This is a genomic window from Pseudomonas viciae (assembly GCF_004786035.1).
In the GTDB taxonomy this organism is placed as follows: Bacteria; Pseudomonadota; Gammaproteobacteria; order Pseudomonadales; family Pseudomonadaceae; genus Aquipseudomonas; species Aquipseudomonas viciae.
This window is the reverse complement of sequence record NZ_CP035088.1, coordinates 535503-549140: the sequence shown is the minus strand read 5'-3', so window position 1 is coordinate 549140 and position 13638 is coordinate 535503. Positions and strand designations below refer to the sequence as shown.

At 60.8% G+C, this 13638-nt stretch carries 6 protein-coding genes; 4 read left to right on the top strand and 2 right to left on the bottom strand.

Annotated elements, in window-relative coordinates:
- Position 1: 1 nt before the first annotated feature.
- Complete coding sequence (gene waaF / locus EPZ47_RS02410; protein WP_135843374.1) at positions 2–1036, bottom strand: lipopolysaccharide heptosyltransferase II; 1035 nt, start codon at positions 1034–1036, stop codon at positions 2–4.
- Positions 1037–1228: 192 nt separating this feature from the next.
- The gene (gene glnE, locus EPZ47_RS02405) at positions 1229–4168 is read right to left on the bottom strand and encodes a bifunctional [glutamate--ammonia ligase]-adenylyl-L-tyrosine phosphorylase/[glutamate--ammonia-ligase] adenylyltransferase (protein ID WP_135843373.1); all 2940 of its coding nucleotides are present in this window, start codon (positions 4166–4168) and stop codon (positions 1229–1231) included.
- A 383-nt stretch (positions 4169–4551) separates the two neighbouring features.
- Here glnE and aceE point away from each other — a divergent pair, with 383 nt between their 5' ends.
- From aceE to EPZ47_RS02385, 4 genes are all read left to right on the top strand, one after another.
- Positions 4552–7197, top strand: a complete 2646-nt coding sequence (gene aceE / locus EPZ47_RS02400; RefSeq protein WP_135843372.1) for a pyruvate dehydrogenase (acetyl-transferring), homodimeric type — start codon at positions 4552–4554, stop codon at positions 7195–7197.
- Positions 7198–7208: 11 nt separating this feature from the next.
- Complete coding sequence (aceF, locus tag EPZ47_RS02395; protein ID WP_135843371.1) at positions 7209–8852, top strand: dihydrolipoyllysine-residue acetyltransferase; 1644 nt, start codon at positions 7209–7211, stop codon at positions 8850–8852.
- A gap of 426 nt (positions 8853–9278) precedes the next feature.
- Positions 9279–10670, top strand: coding sequence for an alkaline phosphatase D family protein (locus EPZ47_RS02390; RefSeq protein WP_135843370.1), 1392 nt, complete (start codon positions 9279–9281; stop codon positions 10668–10670).
- A gap of 193 nt (positions 10671–10863) precedes the next feature.
- Entirely contained in the window at positions 10864–13557 is a 2694-nt protein-coding gene (locus EPZ47_RS02385) for a putative bifunctional diguanylate cyclase/phosphodiesterase (RefSeq protein WP_135843369.1), read from the top strand.
- The last annotated feature ends 81 nt before the right edge of the window (positions 13558–13638 follow it).

Sequence of the window (13638 nt, the reverse complement as noted above, 5' to 3'; positions counted from 1 at the left end):
GTTACTTAACCTCCACGGGTGTGCCTTGCAAACGCTCCAAGGCTTCGTTCACCGACAGCGGCATGAGCTGGCGCAGGCAGTTGTAATGACCGAAGCGGCAGGTGCGGTCGAAGCACGGGCTGCACTCGATGCCCAGGCGCACGACTTCGACCTTGTCGGCCAGCGGTGGCGTGAAGCCTGGCGAGGTGGAACCGTAGACCGCCACCAACGGGCGGTTCAGGGCCGCAGCCACGTGCATCAGGCCGGAGTCGTTGGACACCACGGAATCGGCGCAGGACAGCAAGTCGATCGCCTCCGCCAGGGACGTATCGCCGCTGAGGTTCACCGACTCCTCGCGCAGGCCCGGGATCAGCCGCGAGCGGATGTCCTCGCCTACCGGGTGATCTTTTTTCGAGCCGAACAGCCAGACTTGCCAGCCGTCGCGAATCTTCGCCTCGGCGACCTGGGCGTAATGCTCCGCCGGCCAGCGCTTGGACTCACCAAATTCGGCCCCCGGACACAGAGCCAGCACCGGGCGGTCCAGGCTCAAGCCGAACTTGGCCAGCGCCGCCTCACGGCTGACCGGATCGATCGCAAGGCTGGGGCGCGGATACGGTTGGGGCAACTGGGCACCCGGCTCGCAGGCCAGGGCCATGAAGCGCTCGATCATCAGCGGGTAGCGGTCTTTGTCCAACGTGCGTACGTCATTGAGCAGACCGTAACGGAACTCGCCGCGCCAGCCGGTACGCTTGGGGATCCCGGCGAAGAACGGCACCAGCGCCGACTTCAGGGAATTGGGCAGCAGGATCGCCTGGTCGTACTGACCGGCCAGGGATTTACCGATGCGTCGACGGGTCGCCAATTCCAGCACGCCGTGGCCGAGCGGGAAGCTCAAGGCCTTGCGCACTTGGGGCATACGCTCAAGAATCGGCCGACTCCACTCTGGAGCCAGGACGTCGATTTCGCACTGTGGATGACGCTGTTTCAGGCACTGGAACAGTGTCTGCGCCATCACCATGTCACCGACCCAGCTGGGCCCAACGATCAGAATATTCATGTGGTTTCCAAAAACGATGCGGGGAGGTCTACGCCTCCCCGCCTCGAGAATCACTGTGGCTTAGGTCGTTGCCCGTTGCCTTCAATCTACAACTGTGGGAGCGAGCTTGCTCGCGATGAGGCCGTCACATCCAATATCAACGCTACCTGACCCAGCGCTTTCGCGAGCAAGCCCGCTCCCACATTTAAATCTTCAGCTCAGCCCCAGCTCACGCCAGATCCGCAGCACCTGCTGGCGCTCATCCACGAACTGGTCGCCGGTAATCACCCCGGCATCTTTCTGCAAGGCCTGGCGGTGAGCGGCGGAGCGGTAGGCTTTATAGGCCTCGCGCAACAGGGTGGCGTCTTCTACCGGCATCAAGCCAACCTCCTGCAACCCTTCCAGGATGCGGATGTTATCGGTGTAGCGCAGCAGCGACGGGTGTTCCTCGGACCACGCCAGGGCCGCGTATTGCACCATAAATTCAATATCGACGATACCTCCGGCGTCCTGCTTGAGGTCGAAGGGTGCCGTGGCCTCGAAGGCATTCGGCGCGGTCCCGGCGGCGGTGGCCTTGCTGCCGAGGTTATCGCGCATCTTGGCGCGCATCTCGCTGACCTCCTGGCGCAGCGTCGGCAAGTCACGCTTGCGTCCCAGCACCTGGGCGCGGACCTTCTCGAACGCCTGGCCCACGTCCTGGCTGCCCACCAGAACACGGGCCCGCACCAACGCCTGATGTTCCCAGGTCCAGGCTTCGTTCTCCTGGTAACGGGCAAACGCCCCCAGGGAACTGACCAGCAACCCCGACGCTCCGGAAGGTCGCAGGCGCATGTCCACTTCGTACAGCTGTCCGGAGTTGGTCTGGGCCGTCAGCAAGTGAATGATCCGCTGGCCGAGCCGGGTGAAGAACTGCGCGCCATCGATAGGTTTCGGCCCATCGGTTTCCGCCTGGGGATCGCCATCGTGGATGAACACCAGGTCCAGGTCGGAACCATGCCCCAATTCCAGGCCGCCGACTTTCCCATAACCGACAATAATGAAGCCCGGATCGCACAGGCTGCCGTCGGTGCGCAGTGGCACGCCGTGTTTGGCCGCCGTCTGGCGCCAGGCCAGAGCCAGTACTTGCTCGAGGATCGCCTCGGCCAGCCAGGTCAGGTAGTCGCTGACTTTCATCAATGGCAGGCTGCCGGCGATTTCCGAGGCTGCCACCCGCAGACGGTGCGCCAGCTTGAAATGCCGCAGCGCCTCCATCTGCTGCTCCAGGTCATCCTCGGGGATCCGCGTCAGACGCTCACGCAACTCCGCTGCCAGCTCCGGCGCCAGGGGCGGCTTGAACAAACGCCCCTCGTTGAGCAGTTCATCGAGCAACAGTGGGAAACGCGTGATCTGCTCGGCGATCCACGGGCTCGCCGCACACAGCGTCAGCAAGCGCCGCAGGGCCCCGGGGTTTTCCGTCAGTAGCACCAGGTAGGCCGAACGACGGGCCACCGCTTCCACCAGCGGCAGCACCCGCTCAAGCACCAGGTCCGGGTTGGCATGTTCAACGGCCTGGGCCAACAGGCGTGGAATGAACGCATCCAGGCGCTCGCGCCCCAGGCGCTGCATCGCGCGCAATTGCGGGCTGCCGCGCAGAGCGGCCAGGGCCTTGAGGGCTTTGGGCGCATCGACAAAACCGCCCGCCTCCAACTGGCGACACGCCGCCTCTTCATCCTGGCTGTCTTCCCACAACGGCAACCATTCGCCGCCGACCACCACTTCGCTTTCGCTACCCTCGTCTTCATCCGGATCAGCGATAACCTGGCCGAAATGCCAGGCCACACGCCCGCGCCAGTGCATCAATTGCGCATGGAAGGCCGTCCAGTCGGCAAAACCCAACATGAACGCAATGCGCGCCTGGTCCTGCGGGCTGTCCGGCAGCATCTGGGTCTGACGGTCGGCAATGGCCTGGATCGCGTGTTCGGTATAACGCAGGAATTCATAGCCCTGGCGCAACTCGTCGATCACCTTGGCCGGCAGATAGCCCTGGCCTTCCAAGGTGCCCAACACTTTGAGCAACGGCCGTTGCTGCAAGCTCAAGTCGCGTCCGCCGTGGATCAGTTGAAACGCCTGGGCAATGAACTCCACCTCGCGAATGCCGCCCGAGCCCAGCTTGATGTTGTCGGCCATACCCTTGCGCCGCACTTCCTGCTGAATCAGCTGCTTCATGGTGCGCAGCGCTTCGATGGCGGAAAAATCCAGGTAACGCCGATAAACGAACGGGCGCAACATGTCGAGCAACTGCGCACCCGCCACCTGGTCGCCTGCCACCACCCGCGCCTTGATCATGGCGTAGCGTTCCCAGTCGCGGCCCTGATCCTGGTAATACTGCTCCAGCGCGTTGAAGCTCAGCACCAACGCACCGGCCGAACCATAGGGGCGCAGACGCATGTCGACGCGGAACACGAAGCCATCGACAGTCATCGGGTCCAGGGCCTTGATCAGGCGCTGGCCAACGCGGATGAAAAACTCCTGGTTATCCAGCGGTCGTTTCACGCCGACGGTTTCGCCGCCCTCGGGGTAGGCAAAAATCAGGTCGATGTCCGACGAAAGGTTCAGCTCCACCGCACCGAGCTTGCCCATGCCCAGGATGACCATCTGCTGCGGCTCGCCGCTACGCCGCCCGGTGGGTACGCCAAATTGTTGGCTGAGGCGCTGATATAGCCATTGGTAAGCCTGGTCGATGCAGGTGTCGGCCATGTCCGAAAGGTCGCGGCAGGTCTGGACCAGATCGGCCTGGCGGGTCAGGTCACGCCAGATGATCCGCACCTGCTGGCGGGTGCGCTGGCGGCGCAGGACGCGGCCCAGTTCATCTTCGGTCTCGGCGGCTTGCACCGCGGCACCGATCTGCGCGCACATTTCACCAGGGGCCAGGCTGCGGTCCAGTTCGCCGCTGCGCACCAGTTCCAAGAGCATCACGGGGTCACGTAGACTCTGCTCGCTGACAAAGTCGCTGGCAGCGGCAACGCGCTTGAACGCGTCCCAGCGCTCGGGGGTCCAGGCCGACAGGCCGTGGTCGTCACCCAGCAACGCGACCACCGCGCGGAACGACTGCTCGGCACGGCTGACCAATGACTGGAGAATGGCCGGAATTTCGGCAAGCGAGGGCAGGCTCATGGTCTATCCTTGATCGGCGCGGGAAAGGCTGGATGTAGTGTTTTTTCAAAAGACACTACCTGATCGACTGTCGAACAAAGATGATAAATAGCTGAAAATCTGATTTTATTGGCAGCCGGCATCAAGTTTTTACCTGTTCGTGTTGGCTAAAGACCAACAGTAACGATTATTCTCACAACAAAACGAGAGGCCACGAGCCGCTCATGTGTAGTTTTACTACTCGTCTATACATTCGAAAGGCTGAAACGGCCGACGATTTGTAGTAAAACTACACGCCGCCGAGCCAACCTTCGGCAATCCAAGAATTTATAATCGTCTGCCCACAAGGCCAGTCGCAAACTCAGGCAACCGATTCTGGTAGCCTTTCCGCCCTGGAGCAAGCCATGCAAGACCTCGATCCCGTCGAAACCCAGGAATGGCTGGACGCCCTGGAATCGGTTCTCGACAAAGAAGGCGAAGACCGTGCTCACTATCTGATGACCCGTATGGGCGAACTCGCAACCCGCAGCGGTTCGCAATTGCCTTACGCCATCACCACGCCGTACCGCAACACAATTCCCGTCACCCACGAAGCACGCATGCCTGGCGACCTGTTCATGGAACGCCGCATTCGCTCGTTGGTACGCTGGAACGCAATGGCCATGGTGATGCGTACGAACCTGAAAGATTCTGACCTGGGCGGTCACATCTCCAGCTTCGCCTCCAGCGCAACCTTGTACGACATCGGCTTCAACTACTTCTTCCAGGCCCCGACCGACGAACACGGCGGCGACCTGATCTACTTCCAGGGTCACACCTCGCCAGGCGTCTACGCCCGTGCGTTCATGGAAGGCCGCATCACCGAAGAACAGATGAACAACTTCCGCCAGGAAGTGGACGGTCAGGGCCTGTCGTCCTACCCGCACCCTTGGCTGATGCCTGATTTCTGGCAGTTCCCGACTGTATCCATGGGCCTGGGCCCGATCCAGGCGATCTACCAGGCACGCTTCATGAAGTACCTGGAAGCCCGTGGCTTCATCCCGGAAGGCAAACAGAAAGTCTGGTGCTTCCTGGGCGACGGCGAGTGCGACGAGCCAGAATCCCTCGGCGCGATCTCCCTGGCCGGCCGCGAGAAGCTCGACAACCTGATCTTCGTCATCAACTGCAACCTGCAGCGCCTCGACGGCCCGGTTCGCGGCAACGGCAAGATCATCCAGGAACTCGAAGGCGTGTTCCGCGGTGCCCAGTGGAACGTGACCAAAGTCATCTGGGGCCGTTTCTGGGACCCACTGCTGGCCAAGGACGTCGACGGCATCCTGCAACGTCGCATGGACGAAGTCATCGACGGCGAGTACCAGAACTACAAGGCCAAGGACGGTGCGTTCGTCCGTGAGCACTTCTTCAACACGCCTGAACTCAAGGCGATGGTTGCAGACCTGTCCGACGACGAGATCTGGAAACTCAACCGTGGCGGCCACGACCCGTACAAGGTCTACGCGGCGTACCACGAAGCGGTCAACCACAAAGAACAACCGACCGTCATCCTGGCCAAGACCATCAAGGGTTATGGCACCGGTGCCGGCGAAGCGAAGAACACTGCGCACAACACCAAGAAAGTCGATGTCGACAGCCTGAAGTTGTTCCGCGACCGCTTCGACATCCCGGTCAAGGACGAAGAGCTGGAGAACCTGCCGTTCTTCAAGCCGGAGCCGAACAGCGCCGAAGCCCGTTACCTGAGCGAACGCCGCACCGCACTGGGAGGCTTCGTGCCACAGCGCCGCGCGCAGAGCTTCAGCGTTCCGACGCCGTCGCTCGATACCCTCAAGGCCATTCTCGATGGTTCGGGCGACCGTGAGATTTCCACCACCATGGCCTTCGTGCGGATCCTCGCGCAACTGGTCAAGGACAAGGAAATCGGCCCGCGCATCGTTCCAATCATTCCGGACGAAGCCCGTACCTTCGGTATGGAAGGCATGTTCCGTCAGTTGGGCATCTACTCCTCCGTCGGCCAGCTCTATGAGCCAGTCGATAAAGACCAGGTGATGTTCTACAAGGAAGACAAGAAGGGCCAGATCCTCGAAGAAGGCATCAACGAAGCGGGCGCCATGAGCTCCTTCATCGCTGCCGGTACTTCGTACTCCAGCCACAACCAGCCGATGCTGCCGTTCTACATCTTCTACTCGATGTTCGGCTTCCAGCGTATCGGCGACCTGGCCTGGGCCGCTGGCGACAGCCGCACCCGTGGCTTCCTGATCGGCGGTACCGCTGGCCGGACCACGCTGAACGGCGAAGGCCTGCAACACGAAGACGGTCACAGCCACATCCTGGCTGCCACCATCCCGAACTGCCGCACCTTTGATCCAACCTACGGCTACGAGCTGGCGGTGATCATCCAGGACGGCATGAAGAAGATGACCGAAGAGCAGCAGGACGTCTTCTACTACATCACCGTGATGAACGAGTCCTACCAGCAGCCAGCCATGCCGGCCGGTGTAGAGGAAGGCATCATCAAGGGCATGTACCTGCTCGAAGAAGACACCCGCGAAGCGGCGCACCACGTCCAACTGATGGGCTCCGGCACCATCCTGCGCGAAGTGCGTGAAGCAGCGAAGATCCTGCGTGAAGAGTTCAACGTCGGCGCTGACGTGTGGAGCGTTACCAGCTTCAACGAATTGCGTCGCGACGGCCTGGCCGTAGAGCGCAGCAACCGTCTGCACCCTGGCCAGAAGCCCAAGCTGAGCTATGTCGAAGAATGCCTGAACGGCCGCAAAGGTCCGGTCATCGCCTCTACCGACTACATGAAGCTGTTCGCCGAGCAGATCCGTCAGTGGGTTCCTTCCAAGGAATTCAAAGTGCTGGGCACCGACGGTTTCGGCCGTAGCGACAGCCGCAAGAAGCTGCGTCACTTCTTCGAAGTCGACCGTAAGTTCGTTGTGTTGGCAGCCCTGGAAGCCCTGGCTGACCGTGGCGATATCGAACCTAAGGTGGTGGCCGAGGCCATCGTCAAGTTCGGCATCGATCCAGAAAAACGCAACCCACTGGACTGCTGAGGAGAATTTTCGTGAGCGAACTCATTCGCGTACCTGACATCGGCAGCGGTGAAGGTGAAGTAATTGAACTGTTTGTGAAGGTCGGCGACCGTATCGAAGCCGACCAGAGCATCCTGACCCTTGAATCGGACAAGGCCAGCATGGAAGTGCCTGCGCCGAAGGCCGGTATCATCAAGAGCCTGAAAGTGAAGCTGGGCGACCGCCTGAAAGAAGGCGACGAACTGCTGGAGCTGGAAGTCGAGGGCGCCGCTGCGGCGCCTGAAGCGGCTGCTCCTGCTGCGGCCCCGGCGGCTGAAAAGCCTGCCGCTGCTGCACCGGCTGCCGCGGCAGCTCCCGCCCCGGCCGCTGCGCCTGCCGCCGCCACGGTCCAGGACATTCATGTTCCGGACATCGGCTCGTCGGGCAAGGCCAAGATCATCGAAGTGCTGGTCAAGGTCGGCGATACCGTCGAAGCCGACCAGTCGCTGATCACCCTGGAATCCGACAAGGCCAGCATGGAAATCCCATCGCCAGCCGCCGGTGTGGTGGAAAGCGTCGAGATCAAGCTGGAAGACGAAGTGGGCACCGGCGACCTGATCCTGAAGCTGAAAGTGGCCGGTGCTGCGGCACCTGCCGCGCCAGCCCAGGCCGCAGCACCCGCTGCCAAGACCGAAGCTGCTCCGGTGCCGGCCGCCGCCGCGCCTGCCGCCAAGGCCGAGGCGGCTCCAGCCCCTGTCGCCGCGGCTGCGCCAAGCGGTGCCAAGGTGCACGCCGGTCCTGCGGTGCGTCAGCTGGCCCGTGAATTCGGTGTCGAGCTGTCTGCCGTCAGCCCGAGCGGCCCACACGGCCGCGTGCTGAAGGAAGACGTGCAGGCTTACGTCAAGGCCATGATGCAGAAGGCCAAGAACGCACCGGCCGAAGGCGGCGCCACGGGCGGCGCAGGCATCCCGCCGATCCCGGCGGTAGACTTCAGCCGTTTCGGCGAAACCGAAGAAGTGGCCATGACTCGCCTGATGCAGATCGGCGCGTCGAGCCTGCATCGCAGCTGGCTGAACATTCCGCACGTGACTCAGTTCGACCAGGCCGACATCACCGAGCTGGAAGCTTTCCGCGTCGCGCAGAAAGCCGTGGCGGAAAAGGCCGGCGTGAAGCTGACCGTGCTGCCGCTGTTGCTCAAGGCCTGTGCGCACCTGCTCAAGGAGCTGCCAGACTTCAATGCCTCCCTGGCTCCAAGCGGCAAGGCTGTAATCCGCAAGAAGTACGTGCACATCGGCTTTGCCGTCGACACCCCGGAAGGCCTGCTGGTACCGGTCATCCGCAACGTCGACCAGAAGAGCCTGCTGCAATTGGCTGCCGAAGCGGCTGCCCTGGCCGAAAAGGCCCGGAACAAGAAGCTCACCGCCGACGACATGCAGGGCGCCTGCTTCACCATCTCCAGCCTCGGCCACATTGGCGGCACCGGCTTCACGCCGATCGTCAACGCGCCGGAAGTGGCGATCCTGGGTGTTTCCAAGGCCACCATCCAGCCAGTCTGGGACGGTAAAGCCTTCCAGCCGAAGCTGATGCTGCCACTGTCGCTGTCCTACGATCACCGTGTGATCAACGGCGCCGCCGCTGCACGCTTCACCAAGCGCCTGAGCGACCTGCTGGGCGACATCCGCACCATCTTGCTGTAACACCGGGCGGCCCTCCCTTGCGGAGGGCCATTCGGAACACTGTTTTCCGAGCGCCACGCTCGTACCTCAACCCCGCCCGTTTGGCGGGGCTTTTTTTTGCCTGAAATTTAAGTCGAACATCATGGAGGTGTGGGCATGCCGGCCTCATCGCGAGCAAGCTCGCTCCCACAAGGGCCTCATTTATTGCAAGTACGATGCAGCACCGCAAATCCATTGTGGGAGCGAGCTTGCTCGCGATGGCGGAATGTCAGGCAACACGGCAATTTTCCTACCACACAAGTTTTAAATGACTACGCCTTCTATTAGTCATTACCCACAACTTGCGCCCCCTTCCCTACCAATATTTATGGCTCGCCGGGCTTTAGCATCAAACCGCCAAAGCAACTTGATACTTGTACCCAATAAAAACTTCGAATGGATTCGAATATGTTCAAACCTACCGTCGGCCCTATTGTCGGCCACACAACAACGGATCACGCACGGATATTCCTGCGTGGCGACCGCGATAACAACCTGGTATTCGCCGGTATTCGCCATAGGCGCCAAGGCGATAAAACCTGGTCGAAAGGGCATTTTGTCCAACTGAAGGCCTACCGTGACATGTCCGATGTCATCGTCTTGCAAGGCCTTCAACCCGACACCACCTATGAATACCAGGCAGGTTGGCTCAGCCCCTTAAGCCCGACCCATACCGTGGAAACGATTCAGGAACTGCCGTTGCAATGGCCCAGGGAAACTTACTGTTTACGCACCCCAACCGGCAAAACCAGCACACCACGCGCTTATATCGTGGGCTCTTGCCGTTACCTGCGGATCACGCGTGGCATCCCGTTGCTGCCCGGGCTGGGGGACCGTACTTTTGCCGGCATCAATCGCATCGTGGAGCAGGCCAACCCGCCGATCAGCGCCGTCTTGATGACCGGTGACCAGGTTTACCTCGATGACTTGAATGTGCTTGCCCCGGACCGAAACTATAAAAACATTCTCTTTAAATACCGCACCGCCTTTGCCCAGCCACAGATCAGAAAGTTAATGTCTGCAGTGCCCACTTACATGACCCTCGACGACCATGAAATCGAAGACAACTGGCCGGCCAATAAAACCGGTAACGACGAAGTCTTATACGCCAACGCCATGAACGCTTATGCGCTTTACCAGGCCAGCCACAGCCCAACCCATGAACTTTCAAGTGATGGAACATTAAATAAATCGTTGAAACGCTACTGGTACCGATTTGCCCACGGCGATATCGAATGGTTCGTCACCGACAGCCGGACCCAACGCAACCTGTCGGCCGACGATCGGCGCATCCTGGACGAGGAACAGGAGCAGTCGTTGCTCAAATGGCTTATCCACAGCCCTGCCCGGGTCAAATTCGTCGTGACCAGTGTCATGTTCTTCCCTGACAGCAAACGCAATGACGGGGACGCCTGGCAGGCCTTCCCACAACAACGCCTGCGCCTGCTGGAAACCATTCGCAGCCATGGGATCAAAAACGTGATTTTCGTATCCGGTGATGTCCACGGCTCCATGACCAGCCGCCTGCTTCATAGCCAGGATCCTGATTTTGAAGTCAACACCCTCGTCTCCTCGCCGTTTTACAACAGCAAACTGCTGCCTTTTGCAAAATCCTCGGACTTTATTTTCGACCACCCCCTGGCCCGGACTGAAAACGGTGAATATCAATATGAACTGACCAGCAAAGTGGTCAGCCAGAACAATTTCGCCCGGCTGTATGTCACGGCGCAGAGCGTTCAGGTCACTTTTCACGACCGCGACGGCAGCCCACTGCAAACGCTCGATATCCCGTTGCGCTGACGGGTGGTATAACCACCCAGGCCCTCTGATCGACTGGCAACTGTAGAAATCCCCTTGCCGGCCGATAAAGGTTTATAGCACTTGGCCTTCATCTCTCTTGTCAGCCAGTGCCGCAATGATGCAACCTTGCCGCAGTCCGTAATAACAAGGGCGTCAGCCCGGCGCGATCAGCATTTTCGAAGCGAGTTTTCTCATGAAAAGCCAACCCGATGCCGCCAGCCGTATGGCGGCCGAGGTAGTGACGCAGTTACCGGTGCCCTCGCGGCTCGGCATGCTGCGTTTCGAACGGCTGAATGAAGCGAGCTGGGCGCTATTGTTCCTTGACCCCAATTGCGAACGTTACTTCGGCCTGCCGGCAGTAGAGCTTTGCTCGCTGGTCAGCGCACCCTATGCCAGCCTGATGGAACCTGAAGCGCGTTATCAACTGCACGACGCAATCCAGCAACAACTGGCCCAGTCCTCGCATTACCAGATCCGCTATACGCTCCATACCACCAAGGGCCCCATGAGCCTTCTGGAAACGGGTGAAGCCTACAAGCAGCACAATCGCCATCTGTTGCGCGGTTACCTGCTGGTGGTGGACAGCTTGCCGCAAAGCGAACCATCGATACCGGCGCTGGACCTGGAAACCCAGAACTCGCGCCTGCAGATCGCCCTGGAATTGAACCAGCGAGCCCAGCAGGAGCAGCTCCAGCACCTGGACCGGGTGCGTGCCCAACAGGACCTGATCCTGCTGCTGACCCGTCAGCGCTACAGCGCCAACAACTCGCTGCACGAAGCCGCCGAACTCATCACCCGCAGCGCCTGCGATATCTACCAGATCGACTGCGCCAGCATCTGGGACTTGGTGGATAGCAAGCTGGTGCCAATTTCGGCCTTCAGCCGCGGCGCCCAGGACTACTTCCTGCCCGACGTGATCGACGTCACCCAGTATCCCGATTACATGGAAGCGTTGCAGACCTGCCGCGCCATCGACGCCCACAATGCGATGCGCGACCCGCGTACCCGGGAGCTGGCAGAGAGCCTGCGCGCCCGCGACGTCAACGCCATCCTCGACGCCAGCATCCGTATCGACGGCCAGGTGGTCGGCGTACTGTGCCTGGAGCAGGTGGGCGTCACCCGCGCCTGGCAATCGGACGAAATCGCCTTTGCCGGTGAGCTGGCCGACCAGTTCGCCCAGGTCATCAACAACCACAATCGACGAACCGCGACCAGCGCCCTGCACTTGTTCCAACGCGCCGTGGAGCAGAGCGCCAACGCGTTCCTGCTGGTCAATTGCGACGGCGTGGTGGAGTACGTCAACCCGAGCTTCACCGCCATCACCCAATACTCAACCGAAGAAGTCCACGGCCAACGTCTGTCCGAGCTGCCGGCCCTGGAGAACCTCAGCGAACTGCTGTTCGACGCGCCATCGGCCTTGGCCCAGAGCAACAGCTGGCAGGGCGAATTCAAAAGCCGACGCAAGAACCTGGAACCCTACTGGGGCCAACTGTCGATTTCCAAGGTCTACGGCGACAACCGCGAACTGACCCATTACATCGGCATCTACGAAGACATCACCCAGACCAAACTGGCCCAGCAGCGCATCGAGCGCCTGGCCTACACCGACAACCTGACCAACCTGGGCAACCGTCCGGCCTTCATCCGCAACCTAGATGAACGCTTCGCCCGGGACAGTAATTCACCCATCAGCCTGCTGCTGGTGGACATCGACAACTTCAAGCGCATCAACGACAGCCTCGGCCACCAGACCGGCGACAAGCTGCTGATCAGCCTGGCCCGGCGCTTGCGCAACAGCCTGAGCCCCAGCGGCAGCCTCGCGCGGTTCGCCAGTAATGAATTCGCCGTGCTGCTGGACGACACCGACCTGGAAGCCGGGCAGCAGGTCGCCAGCCAATTGCTGATGACCCTCGACAAGCCAATGTTCGTCGACAACCAATTGATCAGCGTGACCGGCTCCGTAGGCCTGGCCTGCGCGCCGCTGCACGGCCGCGACCCGCAGACCCTGATGCGCAACGCCGGGCTTGCCTTGCACAAGGCCAAGGCCAACGGCAAACACCAGGTCCAGGTCTTCACCGAGGCGCTGAACGCCGAGGCCAGCTACAAGCTGTTCGTGGAAAACAACCTGCGTCGTGCCCTGACCCAGAACGAACTGGACGTGTTTTACCAGCCCAAGCTGTGCCTGCGCAGCGGCCGCCTGCTGGGCATGGAGGCGCTATTGCGCTGGAACCATCCGGAAAAGGGCATGATCCGCCCGGACCAGTTCATCAGCGTGGCCGAAGAAACCGGCCTGATCATCCCCATCGGCAAATGGATCGCCCGCCAGGCCTGCCGCATGAGCAAGCAGTTGACCGCCGCCGGCCTGGGCAACCTGCAAGTGGCGATCAACCTGTCGCCCAAGCAGTTCTCCGACCCGGATCTGGTTGCCTCCATCGCCAGCATCCTCAAGGAAGAACAACTGCCTGCCTGCCTGCTGGAACTGGAGCTGACCGAAGGCCTGCTGCTGGAAGCCACCGAAGACACCCACCTGCAGCTCGATCAGCTCAAGCGCCTGGGCCTGACCCTGGCCATGGACGACTTCGGCACTGGGTATTCATCCCTGAGTTACCTGAAAAAATTCCCGATCGACATCATCAAGATCGATCGCAGCTTTATCCATGAGATCCCGGACAACCAGGACGACATGGAAATCACCTCCGCGGTGATCGCCATGGCCCATAACCTGAAACTCAAAGTCGTGGCCGAAGGCATTGAAACGTCCCAGCAGTTGGCTTTCCTGCGCCGTCATCGCTGCGATGTCGGCCAAGGCTACCTGTTCGACCGACCGATCCCCGGCGCAGAGCTGGTCGAGAAGCTCAGGCGTTACCCGCGCGGGCCGCTCATCTGACGGCAACTTATAGCTCGAACCGGCTTTTCTAAGGCACACTGACGGTCTTATTCACTCAACTCAATCTGACTGAGAGGACTG